18 protein-coding genes and 1 riboswitch are annotated in these 18,290 nt (G+C 71.6%); of the genes, 14 read left to right on the forward strand and 4 right to left on the reverse strand.

The features are described from left to right. The first annotated feature begins 8 nt into the window (after positions 1–8). The 3 genes from O7597_RS27105 (at position 9) to O7597_RS27115 (ending at position 3,800) form a co-directional block, all read left to right on the forward strand. Positions 9–929 (forward strand): ABC transporter ATP-binding protein, encoded by a 921-nt coding sequence (locus O7597_RS27105; protein ID WP_281581097.1) that lies wholly within the window; start codon positions 9–11, stop codon positions 927–929. Then, positions 926–2,551, forward strand: a complete 1,626-nt coding sequence (locus O7597_RS27110; protein ID WP_281581098.1) for an anibiotic ABC transporter — start codon at positions 926–928, stop codon at positions 2,549–2,551. The genes O7597_RS27105 and O7597_RS27110 overlap by 4 nt, the downstream gene beginning before the upstream one ends. A 196-nt stretch (positions 2,552–2,747) precedes the next feature. After that, positions 2,748–3,800, forward strand: coding sequence for a DUF559 domain-containing protein (locus O7597_RS27115; protein WP_281581099.1), 1,053 nt, complete (start codon positions 2,748–2,750; stop codon positions 3,798–3,800). Here O7597_RS27115 and O7597_RS27120 read toward each other — a convergent pair. From O7597_RS27120 to O7597_RS27130, 3 genes are read right to left on the reverse strand one after another with little or no spacing between them, the layout of a single operon-like run. Beyond that, entirely contained in the window at positions 3,700–4,431 is a 732-nt protein-coding gene (locus O7597_RS27120) for an amino acid ABC transporter ATP-binding protein (RefSeq protein WP_281581100.1), read from the reverse strand. The two genes, O7597_RS27115 and O7597_RS27120, sit on opposite strands and share 101 nt — an antisense overlap. After that, on the reverse strand, positions 4,428–5,207 hold the full coding sequence (locus O7597_RS27125; protein ID WP_281581101.1) for an amino acid ABC transporter permease: 780 nt from the start codon (positions 5,205–5,207) through the stop codon (positions 4,428–4,430). The genes O7597_RS27120 and O7597_RS27125 overlap by 4 nt, the downstream gene beginning before the upstream one ends. Positions 5,208–5,243: 36 nt before the next feature. Further along, positions 5,244–6,128 (reverse strand): ABC transporter substrate-binding protein, encoded by an 885-nt coding sequence (locus tag O7597_RS27130; RefSeq protein ID WP_281581102.1) that lies wholly within the window; start codon positions 6,126–6,128, stop codon positions 5,244–5,246. 263 nt (positions 6,129–6,391) lie between these two features. Next, positions 6,392–6,504: riboswitch (SAM riboswitch) on the reverse strand. A 396-nt stretch (positions 6,505–6,900) separates the two neighbouring features. On the opposite strand from O7597_RS27130, the gene O7597_RS27135 reads away from it, so the two are divergent. From O7597_RS27135 to O7597_RS27175, 9 genes are all read left to right on the forward strand, one after another. Next, positions 6,901–7,203 (forward strand): urease subunit gamma, encoded by a 303-nt coding sequence (locus O7597_RS27135; RefSeq protein ID WP_281563057.1) that lies wholly within the window; start codon positions 6,901–6,903, stop codon positions 7,201–7,203. After that, complete coding sequence (locus O7597_RS27140) at positions 7,200–7,523, forward strand: urease subunit beta (RefSeq protein ID WP_281581103.1); 324 nt, start codon at positions 7,200–7,202, stop codon at positions 7,521–7,523. The genes O7597_RS27135 and O7597_RS27140 overlap by 4 nt, the downstream gene beginning before the upstream one ends. A 61-nt stretch (positions 7,524–7,584) precedes the next feature. After that, the gene (locus tag O7597_RS27145) at positions 7,585–9,288 is read left to right on the forward strand and encodes an urease subunit alpha (RefSeq protein ID WP_281581104.1); all 1,704 of its coding nucleotides are present in this window, start codon (positions 7,585–7,587) and stop codon (positions 9,286–9,288) included. Next, a complete protein-coding gene (locus O7597_RS27150; protein WP_281581105.1) occupies positions 9,288–9,971 on the forward strand; it encodes an urease accessory UreF family protein in 684 nt (227 codons plus the stop codon). Before O7597_RS27145 ends, O7597_RS27150 begins: the two co-directional genes overlap by 1 nt. Further along, a complete protein-coding gene (gene ureG / locus O7597_RS27155; RefSeq protein WP_332317150.1) occupies positions 9,961–10,683 on the forward strand; it encodes an urease accessory protein UreG in 723 nt (240 codons plus the stop codon). Before O7597_RS27150 ends, ureG begins: the two co-directional genes overlap by 11 nt. Further along, entirely contained in the window at positions 10,683–11,465 is a 783-nt protein-coding gene (locus tag O7597_RS27160; protein WP_281581106.1) for an urease accessory protein UreD, read from the forward strand. The genes ureG and O7597_RS27160 overlap by 1 nt, the downstream gene beginning before the upstream one ends. Further along, positions 11,449–12,135: a maleylpyruvate isomerase N-terminal domain-containing protein gene (locus O7597_RS27165; RefSeq protein ID WP_281581107.1), complete on the forward strand. Its 687-nt coding sequence runs from the start codon at positions 11,449–11,451 to the stop codon at positions 12,133–12,135. Before O7597_RS27160 ends, O7597_RS27165 begins: the two co-directional genes overlap by 17 nt. Before the next feature lie 91 nt (positions 12,136–12,226). Next, positions 12,227–13,249, forward strand: a complete 1,023-nt coding sequence (locus O7597_RS27170; protein ID WP_281581108.1) for a serine hydrolase — start codon at positions 12,227–12,229, stop codon at positions 13,247–13,249. 609 nt (positions 13,250–13,858) lie between these two features. Next, on the forward strand, positions 13,859–14,833 hold the full coding sequence (locus O7597_RS27175; protein WP_281581109.1) for a hypothetical protein: 975 nt from the start codon (positions 13,859–13,861) through the stop codon (positions 14,831–14,833). An 81-nt stretch (positions 14,834–14,914) separates the two neighbouring features. Here the strand turns inward: O7597_RS27175 and O7597_RS27180 are convergent, their stop codons facing one another. Continuing rightward, positions 14,915–15,358, reverse strand: coding sequence for a MarR family winged helix-turn-helix transcriptional regulator (locus O7597_RS27180; protein ID WP_269741523.1), 444 nt, complete (start codon positions 15,356–15,358; stop codon positions 14,915–14,917). A gap of 97 nt (positions 15,359–15,455) precedes the next feature. Between O7597_RS27180 and O7597_RS27185 the strand changes: the two genes are divergently transcribed. After that, a complete protein-coding gene (locus O7597_RS27185; protein WP_269741524.1) occupies positions 15,456–16,583 on the forward strand; it encodes a substrate-binding domain-containing protein in 1,128 nt (375 codons plus the stop codon). 454 nt (positions 16,584–17,037) lie between these two features. Next, positions 17,038–18,282, forward strand: a complete 1,245-nt coding sequence (gene urtA, locus O7597_RS27190; protein ID WP_269741525.1) for an urea ABC transporter substrate-binding protein — start codon at positions 17,038–17,040, stop codon at positions 18,280–18,282. Positions 18,283–18,290 lie beyond the last annotated feature (8 nt).

Below are 18,290 nucleotides of genomic sequence, written 5' to 3' on the forward strand. Positions count from 1 at the left end.
AGGCGTCCATGTCCGTGATCGCCATCGAGAACCTCGTCAAGACCTTCGGCGGCGTACGCGCACTTGACGGGCTCGACCTGACGGTGGAACCGGGGGAGGTGCACGGGTTCCTCGGACCCAACGGCTCGGGTAAGTCCACCACCATCCGGATCCTGCTCGGCCTGCTGCGCCGCGACTCCGGGCAGGTACGCATCCTCGACGGCGACCCGTGGCGCGACGCAGTCGCGCTGCACCGGCGACTGGCGTACGTGCCGGGTGACGTCAACCTCTGGCCCAACCTCTCCGGCGGGGAGGCGATCGACCTGTTCGGGGCGTTGCGCGGCGGGCTGGACCGGCGTCGCCGCGACGAACTGCTGCGCCGCTTCGACCTGGACCCGACGAAGAAGTGCCGCACCTACTCGAAGGGCAACCGGCAGAAGGTCGCCATCGTCGCCGCCTTCGCCAGCGACGTCGAGCTGTACGTGCTGGACGAGCCCACCTCCGGGCTGGACCCGCTGATGGAGGCGGTGTTCCAGGAGGAGGTCCGCCAGCTCACCCAGGCCGGCGCGAGCGTCCTGCTCTCCAGCCACGTGCTGGCCGAGGTCGAGGCGCTCTGCGACCAGGTCAGCATCATCCGGGAGGGCCGGATCGTCGAGTCCGGCACGCTGGCCGAGCTGCGCCATCTGGCGCGCACCACCGTCACCGTCGAGACCGGACGCCCGGTGACCGGCCTGACCGAGCTGCCCGGCGTGCACGAGGTCCGCCCCGTCGACGGTCGCGTCCGGCTGGAGGTCGAGCCCGAGCACCTCGACACGCTCCTGACCCACCTGGTCCGCTTCGAGGTCCGCGCGTTGACCAGCACACCGCCCACCCTGGAGGAACTCTTCCTGCGCCACTACGGCGAGACCATCGACTCAGACCGGCAGGCGCCGGCCGGAGGCACCCGATGAGCGCCTTCACCGGCACCGGCCGACTCACCCGGCTCGCCCTGCGTCGGGACCGGATCCGCCTGGCCATCTGGACGCTCGGCAGCCCGCTGATCGGCTACGCCCTCGCCGAGAGCGTGGCCAGCATCTACCCCGACGAGCAGAACCGCATCGGGTACGCCGAGGTGGCCAACACCAGCGTCGTCGCCCGCGCCTTCAACGGCCCGGTCGCGAGCACCGACCTCGGTGCCGTGGTGGTCACCGAGACGTACCTCACCCTGGCCGTGCTCGCCGCGTTGCTGAGCACCTTCGCCGTGGTCCGGCACACCCGGCAGAACGAGGAGACCGGCCGCGCGGAACTGCTCGGTGCCGCCGCCGTGGGCCGGTACGCGCTGCTCACCGCGGCCCTGGTGGTCGTGGTCGGCGCCAACGTGCTGGCCGGGGCGCTGCTGGCGGTCGCCTTCGTCGGTGCCGGGCTGCCGGCCGCCGGCTCGGTCGCCGCCGCCGCAGCGATCGTCGGGGTCGGCCTCGCCTTCACCGGCGTGGCCGCCGTCACCGCCCAGCTCTCGGTGACCTCCCGGGGCGCCAACGCCCTCGCCTCGGCCACGGTCGGGGTGGCGTTCCTGCTGCGCGCCACCGGTGACGTGCTCGGTCAGCCCGCCGCCGACGGGGTGCGCCTGGACAGCGCCTGGCCCACCTGGTTGTCGCCGCTGGGCTGGGGCACCCAGACCCGTGCCTTCGACGACGAGCGGTGGTGGGTGCTCGCCCTGCCGGTCGCCCTGCTGGTCGCCGGGGTCGCCGGGGCGTACGCGCTCGCCGAACGACGCGACCTCGGCGCCGGCCTGCTCGCCGCCCGCCGGGGGCCGGCCCGAGCCACGGCTGGCCTGCTCAGCCCGGCCGGACTCACCTGGCGGCTGCACCGTGGCGCGTTGACCGGTTGGGCGGTCGCGGTGGCGGTGCTCGGCCTCGCCATGGGTCTGGCCGGCAACGAGGTCGACGACATGATCGCCGACAACCCGGCCGCCGCCGAGGCGATCGCCCAACTCGGCGGCGGGGCCGAGCTGGTCGACGCCTTCCTGGCCGCAATGCTCGGGCTGTTCGCCCTGACCATCGGGGCCTACGTGGTGCAGGCCCTGCTGCGGGTACGCGGTGACGAGTCCGACGGCATCCTCGAACCGCTGCTCGCCACCGCCGTCAGCCGCTACCGCTGGCTGGGCACGCAGGTGGCCGGTGCCGTGCTCGGTGCGCTGGCGCTGATGCTGCTGGCCGGTGCCACCACCGGCCTCGGGTACGGCCTGGCGGTCGGTGACCCGGTCGGTTGGACGGTCGACCTGACCGGCGCCGCGCTGCTGCGGCTGCCGGCGCTGCTGGTCGTCGCCGGGGTGGTGACCGCCCTGCTCGGTGCCGTGCCGCGCCTGTCGGTCGCGTCGAGCTGGGCGGTGCTCATCGTCTTCCTGCTGCTCGGCCAGTTGGGTGCCGCGCTGGACCTGCCGCAGGCGGCGCTGAACCTCTCCCCGTACACCCACGTGCCGTCGGTGCCCGCCGTCGACGTCACCGTCCTGCCCCTGGTGGTCCTGACCGCCGTAGCCGCCGCCCTGCTTGCCCTCGGCCTCACCACCTTCCGCCGCCGCGACACCCCCACCTGACGCGGCCTGAGCCGGCCTGAGCCGAGCTTGATCGTTTGCAGTCGAGTGACTCGACACGCCGCTGGTCCGGTCACTCGACTGCAAACGATCAGGAGCTATAGCACACGCGGCACTGGAGTGCGGGGTTGTCCACAGCTCCGCGTGGTGTCCACAGGGGGCTGCGGGGTCGGCGCGGCCTGGGGCAGGCTCTGTCGCCGTGGATGGCGTGCTCCGATCGCTCGTCGAGGCTGGTGGCGGTGTGGTGACCCGCGCTCGGGCCCTTGAGGTGGTACCGCCATGGACGTTGCGGCGGGCGTACCGCAGTGGCTGGCTGCGTCGTGTCCTACCTGCGGTCTACGTAGACACCTCGTTGTTGGCCACCTCGGACTCCGCCAGCCTGCTCGCGAGGCTGACACCCGAGGTCGCCCGGCGGGCGGCGCTCGCGTACGCCGACGGCCGGGCGGCGTTGAGCGCGTTGACCGCGCTTGACGTGTACGGCCTTCGGCCGCAACCGGCCGGTGAGCCCGTGTACCTCGATGTGCCGGCTGGTATCGGGCTGCGGAGCAAGGAGAGGCTGGTGGTGCGGCACCGGACGGCATTTGCGGCGGAACCACCTCACGTCGTGGTGCGACGAGGCGTGCCTCTCGTCCGGCTGGAGGAGGCGTTGGTGCACTCCTGGCCGTTGTTGTCCGAGGAAGGACGCATCGGGCCGATCGCTCGTGCGGTGAACGACCGGATGACCACTGCGTACCGGCTCCGCATCGCGCTCCCTCCGAAGCTGAAAGGGCGGGCGGCGCTGTCCGTGCTCATCGACCGGCTCGAAGCCGGCTGCCGCAGCGCGCTGGAGATCTGGGGCCATGACCGGGTCTTCACCGGCCCGGGAATGCCCGAGCTGAGGCGGCAGGTGCGGGTCCGGGTGGGAAAGCGAACCACGTACCTGGACCTGTTCGCTGAGGAGGAGCGGGTCAACATCGAGCTGGACGGTGCCACCTCGCATGGCGATCCCCGTCAGCGCGAGATCGACCTGCGGCGCGACGCGTTACTCGCCACGGTGGGCATCCTGGTGGTCAGGTTCAGTCACCGCCGTCTCGACGGGAGCCCCACGAGGTGGCCCGGGAAACCTTGGCGATCCTCGCCGGCCGCCGTCGCTGGCCAACGACTGTCCGAGGTCACAGCACTTGAGACAGGAAGCGGCGCAGGCGTGGGTGTTCGGCGGACTCGAAGATCGCCGCCGGCTCGCCGGCCTCCAGCACCACCCCGGCGTCCATGAAGGCGACGGTGTCGGCGACCTGGCGGGCGAAGCCCATCTCGTGGGTGACCACCACCATCGTCATGCCCTGCGACGCGAGGTCCGCCATCAGCGCCAGCACCCCCTTGACCAGTTCTGGATCGAGCGCCGAGGTGGCCTCGTCGAAGAGCATCACCTGCGGCCGCATGGCCAGCGCCCGGGCGATGGCCACCCGCTGCTGCTGCCCGCCGGACAACTGTGCCGGCCGGGCGTCGGCCTTCGCGGCCAGGCCGACCCGGTCGAGTTCGGCCCGGGCCCGGGCCACCGCCTCGTCCTCGCCGAGCTTGCCGATGCGGCGCAGCGGCAGGGTGATGTTGCGCAGCACGCTCATGTGCGGGAAGAGGTTGAACTGCTGGAACACCATGCCGATCCGCTGCCGCAGGGCGTCCGGGTCGTCGCGCAGCACGCTGCGGCCGTCCAGCAGCACGTCGCCCCGGTCCGGTTCGAGCAGCCGGTTGACGGTGCGCAGCAGGGTGGACTTTCCCGACCCGGACGGGCCGATCACGCAGGCGGTGCCGCCGCGCGCCACGTCCAGGTCCACCCCGCGCAGCACCCGATGGCTGCCGAAGGCCAGGTGCACGTCGCGCAGGCTGAGACTGACCGAGGTGTTCATCGTTGGTTGCCTCCGGCGGCGCCGGGCAGCGCCAGGTCCAGGTCGTCGGGGTCGTCGGTCGGCCCGGCCGCCGGCCGGCCGTGCCGCAGCCGCCGGTCGATCCAGTTGACGACGTGGGTCAGTGGCACGGTCAGCACGAGGTAGAAGAGCCCGGCCAGCAGCAGCGCCGACTGGTTACCCGTGTTGGCGGCGTAGTCCTGACCGATCCGGAACAGCTCGCGCTGACTGGCCAGCAGGCCGAGGAAGTAGACCAGGCTGGAGTCCTTGATCAGGGCGATCAGCTGGTTCACCCAGGCCGGCAGGATCCGCCGGACGCCCTGCGGGATGACCACCCGCCGCATCGCCTCCCGCCAGGAGAAGCCCAGCGCGCGGGCCGCCTCCAACTGGGTGGCCTCCACCGACTGGATGCCGGAGCGGAAGATCTCCCCGAGGTACGCCGACGCGATCAGCGACAGCGCCAGGATGCCCAGCGGGTACGGATTGGGGCCCCACACCTGCATGCCGAGCGGGGCCAGGCCGACCCCGATCAGTAGGATCGTCGCCGCCGCCGGCAGTCCCCGGAAGATGTCGGTGTACACCCGAGCCGGCCACCGCAGCCAGCGGGTACGCGAGATGCCCGCCACCGCCAGCAGGATGCCCAGCGCCGAGCCGAGCAGGGCGGCGGTGACCGCCAGGATCAGCGTGTTGGGCAACCCGACGGTGAGCATCTCGGGTAGCGCCTCACGCATCGACTCCCAGTCGAAGAACGTCTCCCACAGGGTCCGCAACGGATCCACGGTCAACCTCCGCCCTGCTCGCTCGTGGCCCTACCGTCAGGAAGCGGCCGACGCCGACGGTGCCGCCGCGCCGACCGACGCGGAGGGTGCCACTACGTCACCGCTGCCCGGGGTGAAGTCGGCAGGGATCGGCCGGCCCGGGTAGTACTGCTCCTGCAGGCGGGTCCAGGTGCCGTCGGCGATCACCTCGTCGAGCGCCTTGTTCAGCGCCTCGCGCAGCGCGTCGTTGCCCTTGGCGAAGGCGTACGCGGTCGGTGCCGGGCTGAGTTCCTTCGCCGCCACCGTGATCTTGCCGCCGCTGTCCGCGGCGGTCTTCTCGCCGATCTCGGCGGGGGCGATCCACGCGTCGGCGGTGCCGGCCTTGAGCTGGTTGATCGCGCCGTTGTAGTCGGGCACCCGGACCGGGTCGAGGCCCTTGTTCGTGGCGTAGTCGTCCTGGACGGTGCCCTGCACGACCACCACCCGCTTGCCGGGCAGTTCGTCGAAGCTGCGCAGCGCCGACCCGGCGGGCACGTCGAGCCCGAAGTAGCCGAAGTCGTACCCGTTGCCGAAGTCCACGGTCTTCTTGCGCGCCTCGGTGATGGTGATCGAGGAGCTGCCGACGTCGAACTTGCGGGTGTTGACCTGCGACAGCAACGCCGAGAAGTCGGTGCCGACGAACTCCACCTTCAGGCCCAGCTTGTCGGCGGCGGCGACCAACAGGTCGTTGTCGAAGCCGGTGAACTTGCCGTCCTTCAGGTAGACGTTCGGCGGGGCGTCGGTGAGCGTGCCGGCCCGCAGCACACCCGGCTGCACCAGGTTGTACGGGTTGTCGGCCGCACTGCTGGCGGAATCCGAGCCGCAGGCGGTGAGGGTGGCGGCGCCGAGGATCGCGGCGACACCGACGGCGGCGGCGCGGGTCAGGGCAGGAAGGAATCGCACAGGTGTCTCCTGGTTGAGCTACGGCGGGCACGGACGTGCCGCACCGACGGTCCGCCGCCGGGCGGACCGCTGGAATGGGATCGATGGCAGAGGGGTCAGCCGACCCGTGGCGGATCGGTGACGGGGAGCGACGCGGTCAGCTACACGCGGCGCTGCACACCCGCATCATGTCGACGTGCCGACGCCGGGTCAGGCCCGGACGGGCCACAGGTCGATGGCGGTACGACATGGTGCTCCTCAAGGTCGTGATGACCTGGGAACCCAGGCCACGCTTGCACCGGTGGTTGCACCGATGCCTGGTCCTCACCCGGGGCACCCCTGCGCGGACGAGGGTTGCCGGCCAGCAAGCCGGGGCTTGACGCTGGCACTCATGACCTGCGCCGACGCTATCAGCCCCCGCCCACCCACCGTCCACCCCCTATGACCACCCTCACCCTCACCCTCACCCCAGGTTGACCATGAGGTTGGCGGCAAAGTTGATCTCCTCGACTGCCGCTAACCTCATGATCAACGCGGGCGGGGGCGGGAGCGGGGGTGGGGGTGGGGGTGTTGCCGGGGGAGTGGGTGATCCTCTACGGTCTGCTCAGCGGTGGGCGGTGCGGTCCGCATCCGATGACACCGCCGGTGGTCCGTCACGTGGGCTGGGAGGGTGGAACTCCCGGGTCCGACGCGCGTGACGGATGGGCCGGCGGGCGAACCCCGAACCGTGCGGCGGCGCGTCGAGGCGCCGGGCCGGCGGCGTCGGGAGCGCGGACATCCACCGGGAGTACCCGTGTATCTCACCCCCCACGAGCAGGACCGCCTGCTCGTCCACGTGGCGGCCGACGTCGCCCGGCGTCGCCGCGAGCGCGGCCTGCGCCTCAACTATCCGGAAGCCGTCGCGGTGATCACCGCCTTCCTGCTCGAAGGGGCGCGCGACGGGCAGTCCGTGGTCGACCTGATGGCCGCCGGACGCACCGTGCTCAGCCGGGACGACGTGCAGGACGGCATCCCCGAGTTGCTGAGGGAGGTGCAGGTGGAGGCGACGTTCCCGGACGGCACCAAGTTGGTGACGGTGCACCACCCGATTCCGTGATCCCCGGGGAGATCCTGCCGGCCGACGGACCGGTGGAGATCAACGCCGGGCGGCCGGTGACCACGCTGCTGGTGGTCAACACCGGAGACCGGCCGGTGCAGGTCGGTTCGCACTACCACTTCGCGGAGGCCAACCCGGCGCTGGACTTCGACCGGGACGTCGCCTGGGGGCAGCGGCTCGCCGTGCCGGCCGGCACCTCGGTGCGGTTCGAGCCGGGGGTGAGCCGCCGCGTCGAGCTGGTTCCGCTCGGTGGCGCACGGATCGTGCCGGGCCTGCGCGGCGAGTGCGCCGGCGCACTCGACGAAGGACGGACGGCATGAACGCGCGGATCAGCAGGTTGGACCCGCCGCCCGGCGGCATGGAGCGAAGTGGAGTGCCGGCATGAGCAGCGTGGAAAGGGACCGCTACGTCGCCCTGTACGGCCCGAGCACCGGTGACCGGATCCGGCTGGCCGACACGAACCTGCTCATCGAGGTCGAGCAGGACCACTGTGCCGGTGGTGACGAGGCGGTCTTCGGTGGCGGCAAGGTGATCCGTGAGTCGATGGGCCAGTCGCGGGCCACCCGCGCCGAGGGGGCCCTGGACACCGTCATCACCGGTGCGGTCGTCCTCGACCACTGGGGGGTGGTGAAGGCCGACGTCGGGTTGCGCGACGGGCGGATCGTCGCGCTGGGCCGGGCCGGCAACCCGGACACCATGGACGGTGTCCACCCGGACCTGGTGATCGGCCCGGCCACCGAGGTGATCGCCGGCAACGGCCGGATCCTGACCGCCGGGGCGGTCGACACCCACGTGCACTTCATCTGCCCGCAACTGGTCGCCGAGGCCCTCGCCAGCGGAGTCACCACCCTGGTCGGCGGCGGCACCGGACCGGCCGAGGGCACCCGGGCCACCACCGTCACCCCGAACGCCTGGCACCTGGCCCGGATGCACGAGGCCCTCGACACCTTCCCGGTCAACGTGCTGCTGCTCGGCAAGGGCAACACCGTCTCGGAGGAGGCGCTGTGGGAGCAGCTGCGGGCCGGGGCCGCCGGGTTCAAGCTGCACGAGGACTGGGGCACCACCCCGGCGGCGATCGACGCCTGCCTGCGCGTCGCCGACGCCTCCGGCGTGCAGGTCTCCATCCACACCGACACCCTGAACGAGGCCGGGTTCGTCGCCGACACGCTGCGCGCCATCGGCGGCCGGGCGATCCACTCGTACCACACCGAGGGTGCCGGCGGCGGGCACGCGCCGGACATCATCACCGTCGCCGGTGAGCCGAACGTGCTGCCGTCGTCGACGAACCCGACCCGCCCGTACACCCGCAACACGCTGGCCGAGCACCTCGACATGCTGATGGTCTGCCACCATCTCAACCCGGCGGTGCCGGAGGACCTGGCGTTCGCCGAGAGCCGCATCCGGCCGTCCACCATGGCCGCCGAGGACCTGCTGCACGACCTCGGGGCGATCTCCATCATCGGCTCCGACTCGCAGGCGATGGGCCGCATCGGGGAGGTCGTGCTGCGTACCTGGCAGAGCGCGCACGTGATGAAGGCCCGGGTGGGCGCCCTGCCCGGCGACGGGGCCGCCGACAACCACCGGGCCCGCCGGTACGTCGCGAAGTACACCATCTGCGCGGCGATGGCCAACGGCCTCGACCACGAGATCGGGTCGGTGGAACCGGGCAAGCTCGCCGACCTGGTGCTGTGGGAGCCGGCGTTCTTCGGCGTACGACCGCACCTGGTCATCAAGGGTGGCATGATCGCGTACGCGCAGATGGGTGACGCGAACGCCTCGATCCCCACCCCGCAGCCGATGCTGCCCCGGCCGATGTTCGGCGCGTACGGCGGCGCGGCCGCCGCGACCAGCCTGGCCTTCGTCGCCCCCGCCGCGCTCGAGGCCGGGCTGCGGCTGGACGTGCGGCGTCGGGTGGTGCCGGTGGCCGACGTACGGTCGCGCGGCAAGGCCGACCTGCCGGAGAACAACGCGCTGCCACGCATCGAGGTCGACCCGGACACCTTCACGGTCCGGATCGACGGTGTGGTGGTGGAACCGGATCCGGTGGCCGAACTACCCATGGCCCAGCGGTACTTCCTGTTCTGATGGCCGCCACGACGATGCTGCTGCTCCTCGCCGACGGGCGGTTCCCGGCCGGTGCGCACGCGCATTCGGCCGGGCTGGAGGCGGCAGTCGCCGCCGGCCGGGTGACCGACCTGGACACGCTGGGGGAGTACCTGCGGGGTCGACTGGCCACTGCGGGACTTGTCGCGGCGGCGTTCGCGGCGGCGGCCCGGGGTGCGGCCTGGTCGGCGGGCCGGGCCAACACGCTGGCCCGACTCGACGCCGAACTGGACGCCCGGACCGCCTCGCCCGCCCAGCGGTCGGTGTCCCGCCGGCAGGGGCGGGCGCTGCTGCGGGCCGGTCGCCGGATCTGGCCGGCGGTCACCTTCGACGATCTGCCCGCCGGGCCGGACGGGCCGCACCAGCCGCTGGTGCTGGGACTCGTCGGTGCCGCCGCCGGCCTCGACCCCGGGCAGGTGGCCACGGTCGCTGCCCACGCGACGGTGACCGGCGCGGCCAGTGCCGCCGTACGCCTGCTCGGCTTGGACCCGTACCAGGTGCAGGCCCTGCTGGTGCGGCTCGCCGGCGCCTGCGACGCCACCGCGGCGCGGGCGGCCCGCGCCGCCGAGGAACCACCGGAGCGGCTGCCCGCCGCCGCCGCTCCGCTCGCCGACATCCACGCCGAAGCTCACGTCACCTGGGAGGTGCGTCTCTTTGCGTCCTGAATTCGACCACGACGAGTCCGTTCCCCACACCCACCCCGAGCCGGGGGTGGATCCGCACGCCCCGCTACCGACCGCCGCGCGGGCGTTGCGGGTCGGCATCGGCGGGCCGGTCGGCTCCGGCAAGACCGCCCTGGTCGCGGCGCTGTGCCGGGCGTTCGCCGGTGAGCTGCGCCTCGGCGTGGTGACGAACGACATCTACACCACCGAGGACGCCGACTTCCTCAAGCGCGCCGGGGTGCTCGACCCGGCCCGGATCCGGGCGGTGGAGACGGGCTGCTGCCCGCACACCGCCATCCGCGACGACATCGGCGCCAACCTCGACGCCGTCGACGACCTGACCGACGCGCTGGGTCCGCTGGACCTGGTGCTTGTGGAGAGCGGCGGGGACAACCTGACCGCGACGTTCAGCCGGGGCCTGGTCGACCGGCAGATCTTCGTGGTGGACGTGGCCGGTGGGGACAAGGTGCCCCGCAAGGGCGGTCCCGGGGTGACCGCCGCCGACCTGCTGGTCATCAACAAGACGGACCTGGCGCCGATGGTCGGTGCCGACCTGTCCGTGATGGACCGGGACGCGCGTGCCCGCCGCGGCGACCTGCCTACGGTGTTCCAGTCCATCAGCGAGGATCCGCTGGCGACCCAGGTCGCCGGCTGGATCCGTCACGAGTTGGCCCACCATCGGGCCGCCCAGGCCATCCCGGCTGGGCAGGCCTGATGCGGGCCACCGCCCGGCTGGTGGCCCGGCGCGACCGGCACGGCCGCACCGTGCTGGCCGACCTGCGCGGGGAGAGCCCGCTGCTGCTGCGCCAGGTGCCGGCCCCGGGCGGTGGTGTCACGGTGTACGTCGTCGGCGGGGCGGCCGGTCCGCTGGCCGGCGACGACCTGCGGCTGGACGTCGAGGTCGGCCCCGGTGCGGTGGTCCGCGTGCACACGGTGGCCGCGTCCATCGCGTTGCCGGGGCGTCCCGGCGCGGTGTCCCGGATGCTGGTCCGGGCCACCATCGCCGAACGGGCGGCCCTGTACTGGCTGCCCGAGCAACTGGTCGCGGCGGCCGGTTGCGCGCACGTCGCCGACGCACGGGTGGACGTCGCCGACGGTGGCACCCTGCACTGGCGCGACGAGTTGGTCTGCGGGCGGCACGGTGAGCCACCCGGTGACGTCGAGATCAACACCTGGGTCGACCTGGCCGGCCGGCCGCTGCTGCGGCAGTCCCTGACGGTGGGGCCGAACGCTCCCGGCTGGGCCGGACCGGCGGTGCTCGCCGGCGCACCGGCCACCGGTTCGCTGTTGATCGTGGACCCGAACCGACCGGCGGAGCCGCCCGCGGTGTGCGGTACGCGGGCCCGGCTGCCGCTTGCCGGTGGTCCGGCGACCCTGTGGAGCGCCACCGCGCCGGACGCGCACACCCTGCGCGAGTACCTCGAACCGGATACCGCGTTGGATACCATCGCTGCGTCGGGCGGGGGCGAGGAGCGTGAGGTTGTCCGAGTTGGGTGAGGTCGTCGCCGAGCGGCGGATCGCGGGTTTCCGGCCTGAGGCCGTCACCCGGAACGCCTACCTCGCCGCTGCCGACGTCGCCGCCGCGCTGCTGCGTACGCCGATGTTGGCCGAGCGTTGGACGGCGCCGAGCGCCCTGCCGTACTACTCGACCGGCGGGCTGGCCCGGCACCTCGCCAACCAGATCACCCGGACGGCGGAACTGCTCGACGCGCCGCCCGGGCACACCGCGATCGACGTCCTGGCCCACTTCACCGGGAGCGCCTGGGTCACCACCGGTGCCGACGAGGCGGACAACACCGACATCCGCGACCGGGGCGAACGGGCCGCCGCCGAGACCACCGCCGACCGCCTCGCCGCCGAGGTCGACGGGTGCCTGGCGAGGCTGCACCGCATGGTGCCGGCGCAGCCGCCGTACCGGATCGTCGACCTCGGTGACTGGGGACTGACCGTCGACGACTTCCTGCTGACCCGGCTGCTGGAGCTGGTGGTGCACACCGACGATCTGGCGGTCAGCCTCGACCTGCCGACGCCGGAGATGCCGACGGCCGCCACCGAGCTGACCACTGACCTGCTCACCCGCATCGCCGCCTGGCGGCACGGTCCCCTCGCGGTGGTGCGGGCACTGTCCCGCCGGGAACGGGCCCCGGAGAGCGTCAGCGCACTCTGACCAGTCAGGCCGGCCGTCCTTTGTGGTCATATGGCAGGGTGTGTCGGGTGCCGGTGCTCGTCGGCGTCAGTGGAAACCCTGGGGAGAGTCAATGACCATGCGGATCAGTCGTCGGGCAGCGATCGGGTTCGGTGCGGCAGCGGTGACAGTGGCGGCAACGCCGTCCGGCGCGGTGGCCGCTCCTGCGGACGGCACCGTAGCGGCCCCCGGCACGACCTCACCGCGCCAGGCTATCCGGCGGGCGTACCGGCAGCAGAAGACCCGGGCCGGCGGGGTGTGGCGCTCGCACGTCGCGATGGTGGACGAATCCGGCGCCCTGCGTACCGTGATCGCCGACGACGCCGACCGGGTCACGCACGGGTACAGCGTGCAGAAGCTCGCGGTCGCGGTGGCCGTCATGGACAAGATCGATCGCGGTGAGCTGCGGCTCGACCAGCGTCTCGACCTCACCGCGGACATCATCCTCGGCGGCAGCGGGATCTACTTCCTGCAGACGGTCTGGGGTGACGAGGTCACGGTGGCGAACTTCCTCACCGCGATGCTGCTGGTCTCCGACAACACGGCGGTGCGGATGTGCGGCCGGGTGGTGCCGGCACTGGAGATCAACGAGATCCTGGCGGCCAAGGGCTTCACCCACACCCGGGTCGAGCCGGTGGCCAACCCGAACCGGTTCTTCCTCGGCGTCACCACCCCGCGCGAGACCCATGACCTGCTGTGGCGGCTGGCCAACAAGACCCTGCTGTCGACCCGGTCGAGTGACTTCCTGCTCGGCATCCTGCGCTGGATCAACGGTTACCACGACGGGATCCGCCGCGACATGTCCTCGGCGGAGCGCAGCCGGGTCGCCACCAAGTACGGCGCGGACTACGACTCCTCAGGGGCGGCGCGGCACGAGGTCGGGATCATGTTCGACGCGACCGGCGCGCCCACTCTCACGTACGCGTTCTTCGCCGACTCCCTCGGCGACCTGGACAACTACGGCGGCACCCACCCGGCCGTACGCGCCCACGCGGCCCTCGGCCGAACCATGTTTGACACCATCGCCCGAACCACCAACCCCGCCCCGCGCGCCCGCCACTCCGTCCAGCGGTTCCGCCCGGTCAACGGCGGCTGATCGAGCCTAGCCATTGGGCTCGGTCGATCCCGTGCGTTTCCCGCCTGGTCACGATCGGTAGCGGACGACGCATAATGGAGTGATGCTGCTTCGTCGCTGGCGCAGACCGTTCCACAGTCCCAGGCGTGGCCAGTATGTGCTGGCCGACGCCCTTGCGGGCAACGCCCGCGCCCGGGCGCGAATCGACCGGTGGTGGGCGGCCGGCGGCGCCGATCGCGACCGGGTATGGCGTGGTGCGTGGTTTCTGCTGAGCGCCGCGTATTTCAGGTTCGGCAATCACGAACGGCCGGAGCAGGTCGCTCCGGCGCTGGAGTTCCTGCTCGAACCCGACCCCACCTCCGGGTACCTTCCGCGGGTGCGGTTGACCGCCTGCCTTCCGCAGACCGCCGCCGACCCGCCGCAAGGCCTGTACGAGGGCGACCCGTACGTACGGCGACTGGTTCAGGCCGCGCTCGCATTTCCCGATCTCGAACTGCGCCGACGGCTGGCCGAGCTGATGTCGGTCACCGACCAGCCCGGGCTGCTGGACGCCCTGGAGATCGAGTTCCGATCGCGGGCGCGGCTGGAATCGACCTACGTCGGCGCGGCACCGCCCGGCCACGAAACCCTGTGCAACCTGTGGTACGGGGCGAGCCGACCGCGTTGCTGCGGATCGTCTGCGCCAACCCCCATCTGCCCCGCCCGCCCGCCGATCCCGGAGACGTCAACCTGGTTCTGCTGCCGCTCGTCAAGGACCGGCTCGATCTGCTGCCGGCGTTCGACCAGGCCGCCCTGGCCCAGCGACTGCTGAAGTGTCTCGACACCTGGCTGCCGGACGAGGTCCACGACCGGTGTCGCCGTGCGTTGCGGGAGCTGTCTGCCCGAGATGGCGTCGCCGTGGTCTGTAAGCAGGCCATGCTGGGCGACACCGAGGCGACCGCAGCGGTCCGTGCCGCCGGGCACCGGCCGGCTCACCCCGCCTGGCTGCCCCTCTTCCTGCTCCTCACCCGGCAGTTCGCGGCCTACCGCGAGGCCGATCCGGAGGGGCGGGTGCTGCAACTGGCGTGCTTCGCCAGCGAGTGGGGGAGCGCGGACGAGGACGTCCGCGACGAGTTGCAGGTCGAGGAAGAGGCCATCATCGATCGGGTTCTGCACGTCCTGGACACGGATCTGCCGGACGACGTGGCCGCATCCGTGCGGGGGTCCCTGCGCGACCTTGGCCCCTCGGGCTCCTCTCTGGACGACGATTTTTGCCGCCGGGCGATGCGAAGGGCGCTCCTGACGCACGCGGTCACGCTGGTGCCCGAGGCGGTGGCGGCCGTGGTCGACGCGGGGTACCTGCCCGAGGATGACGACGAATCGGCGCTGCCGGTGCTCTTCCTCACCGAGCAGTTCGAGCGGTACGACGGTGAGGACCCCGACGGCACCCGGCTACGCGCCATCCTCGCCACGCAGTCCTACCTCTACGAGCACGAGCACTTCCGGACCGTCGCACGACGTAACGGTCGCCCCGACCCGTGGCCTGCGCCGGCACCACGGACGTCGGAGTCCCGGTCGTCGACCCGGCACGCCACCACCTGGCCGAGCAGCTTCGGTCACTTCTGAGCCCGCTCGTGTGGCCGGTCGGTGTGGTGGTCTGGCCGCCGTGGCTGCCCGAACCATCGTCGTTTCCGCGGACGAGCGCGTTCAGGAGCCGACCGGGACGTGCCGACGCTTCGGATCGAGGTGCCGGATCAACTCGTCGAGGCGTGCCGCCAGGTCGCCGTCACCGGGTAGTTCGGCCAGTTCGTCGCGGATCCGTGCGGAGAGGCGCTCGTGCTCGCGACGTCCCCGGACGGTGAGGTAGGCGCGGATGCGGCGGCGGTCGATCGGATCGACGCGGCGGAAGACGAGGTTGCGGTCGACGAGTTGGTCGACCAGCTTGGTCAGCGTGCCGGGCGGCAGCGACGCCTCGGCGGCGACCTCGCTCATCGGGTGCCCGAGACCGTCGGCGAGCAGGCAGAGGACCCGCCACGCCTCGATGGTGAGCGACTCGGCGGCGAGCACCCCGCCCACCCGGCGCGAGAGCAGCCGCTCGGCGCGGGTGAGCAGGGGTAGCAGGTCGGCTGCGGAACCGGGAAGGTCTGACATGGCACTCCCGCCTCGCTGATGCGCTGTCATCGTACCGAGATGTCCCGCTGGCTGGGAGGGCTGGTCTTCCACCAGGGGCGGCGGCCACCATGTGTTCATGTCCGCGCCGGCACCAGGGTCCGGACGCCCGCAGGCAGGGGAGAGCATCGCCGCCGGGGCGTCCTGGCTGACCGTCGACCGGGGCGTGGTCAGCATCGCGTTGGTGTACCCGATGCGCGGGCCGGCGGGCATGTTCGGTCCGAGCTGTGAACTCTGCGCGCAGCTCGCGGTCGAGGAACTCAACCGGCGGGGCGGTGTGCTCGGCCGGGAGCTGCGGCTGGTGCCGGTCGACGGCGGGGCGCCGCCGGCCGAGGTGGCCGCGGAGGTCGAGGCGCTGGTGTCGGTGGGCGCGGTGCAGGGCGTCACCGGCTGGCACATCTCCTCGGTGCGCCAGGCGGTGGCGCCGCGCATCGCGCACCGGGTGCCGTACGTCTACACCGCCCTGTACGAGGGGGGCGAGCGTACCGAGGGTGTCTTCCTGACCAGCGAGACGCCCGACGCGCAGCTGTGGCCGGCGATGCGGGTGCTCGCGGGGGATCTCGGGGTGCGGCGCTGGTTCGTGGTCGGCAACGACTACGTCTGGCCACGTCGGACAGCCCGCGCGGCGCACCGGTACGCGCTACGCAGCGGCGGGCGGGTGGTCGGCCAGCAATTCCTGCCGCTGGAGACCCACGACTACACCGAGGTGCTGCGGCGCGTCGAACACAGCGACGCCGACGCGGTGCTCATGCTGCTCGTGGGCGCGGACGCGGTGCGGTTCAACCGGGCGTTCGCCCGGGCCGGCCTGGACCAGCGGTGCCGGCGCCTGAGCACCCTGATGGACGAGAACATGCTGCTGGCCAGCGGTGCCGCCAACACCAGGGGATTGTTCAGCGCGGCGGGCTTCTTCGCCGGCCTGGTGACGCAGGAGAATCTGGACTTCCACGGCAGCTTCGGTCGCCGCTTCGGGCTGGAGGCACCGCCGCTGGGCAGCCTGGGGGAGTCCTGCTACGAGGGCGTGATGTTGCTGGCCGCGCTCATCGCCAAGGCCGGCACGCTCGACGTACGGGCGGTGGAGGCGTCCGCCGGGGTGGTGACCTACGACGGACCGCGCGGTGAGTTGCGGCTACGTCGTCGGCACGTGCGCCAGCGCATCTACCTGGCCGAGGCCGACGGCCTGGACTTCACCGTCCTGACCGAACTGTGATCCCCGCCGGGCGTGACCGGACCGTGTCTTGACAGGTTTGTCGGCCGGCGGCCAAGATACTTCCTACGTGAAGCATCCGGCCGTCGCGTCGGATATCACCACCGTCCGGCGATGGACGGAAAAGTGCAGCCGAATGCGGCTGAAAATCGTGTGCCGGTGTCATTTCGCTGATTCTCCTCGGCGATGCGCCGGCATTTTTCATGCCCTCCTCAGCGCGGTCGGGCCAGCGGAAACACTCTATTGAGGACCGGGAAACATCCGTGCAATGAAACGGATCGAAGCTTGCCCTGCCCGATATTCGAGTCGCCGCCCGGATCGGTGTCCACCCGCCGTACCGGGCAGCGCCCAATGTTCCGATGGACCGCACCGCAGTTAGACAGATCCGCACTTCGACTCGGGGCCGACGACCGTTCCCGGGCACTGACTGACGTCACTCGCGACGCAGGGAGATTTGATGACACTGATCCGGGGCCGCCGCATCCTGGCGGGTGCCATGACCCTGGTCGCCGCGGCCGCGCTGGCCGCGTGCGGCAGCAAGACCACCGACGGGAACACCTCGGCGGGAGTCGCCGCCGACGTCTCCGGGGACACCGTGAAGGTGGGCCTGCTCAACTCCCTCTCCGGCACGATGGCCATCAGCGAGGTCACCGTCCGCGATGCGATCATGTTGGCGATCGAGGAGATCAACGCCGCCGGGGGCGTACTCGACAAGAAGATCGAACCTGTCGGCGAGGACGGCGCCTCGGACTGGCCGACCTTCGCCGAGAAGGCCGAGAAGCTGATCCGTGAGGACCGCGTGGCGGCCGTCTTCGGCTGCTGGACCTCGGCCAGCCGTAAGGCCGTCAAGCCGGTGTTCGAGAAGAACAAGGCGCTGCTGTTCTACCCGGTGCAGTACGAGGGTCTGGAGCAGTCGCCGTACATCTTCTACACCGGGGCCACGACGAACCAGCAAATCGTTCCCGGCCTGGACTACCTCAAGGCCCAGGGCGCCACCTCGCTCTACCTGGTCGGCTCCGACTACGTCTTCCCGCGCACCGCAAACAAGATCATCAAAGCGTACGCCGAGGCCAACGGGATGAAGGTGCTGGGCGAGGACTACGCCCCGCTGGGCTCCACCGAGTTCGGCACCATCACGAACAAGGTGAAGTCCGCCGGCGCGGACGCGGTCTTCAACACCCTCAACGGTGACAGCAACGTGGCGTTCTTCAAGGAGTACAAGTCGGCCGGGCTGACCGCCGCCAGCATGCCGGTGGTGTCGGTGTCGATCGCCGAGGAGGAGGTCAAGAGCATCGGCACCCAGTACCTGGAGGGCCAGCTCACCGCCTGGAACTACTACCAGACCACGCCCGGGGCGGCGAACGAGAAGTTCGTCGCGGCGTACAAGGCCAAGTACGGGGCGGACAAGCCGACGAGTGACCCGATGGAGGCCGCGTACGTCTCGGTCTACCTGTGGAAGGCGATGGTCGAGAAGGCCGGCACCTTCGACGTGGAGAAGGTCCGTGAGGCCTCCGACGGCATCACCTTCGAGGCGCCCGAGGGACTGGTCACCGTGGACGGCGCCACCCAGCACATCGCCAAGACGGCGCGGGTCGGCAAGGTCGGTGCGGACGGGCTGATCACGGAGGTCTGGAACTCCGGCGAACCGATCACCCCCGACCCGTACCTCAAGAGCTACCCGTGGGCCGGCGGCCTGAGCTGACCCGGCGG

The organism is Verrucosispora sp. WMMC514 (assembly GCF_027497295.1).
Taxonomy (GTDB): Bacteria; Actinomycetota; Actinomycetes; order Mycobacteriales; family Micromonosporaceae; genus Micromonospora; species Micromonospora palythoicola.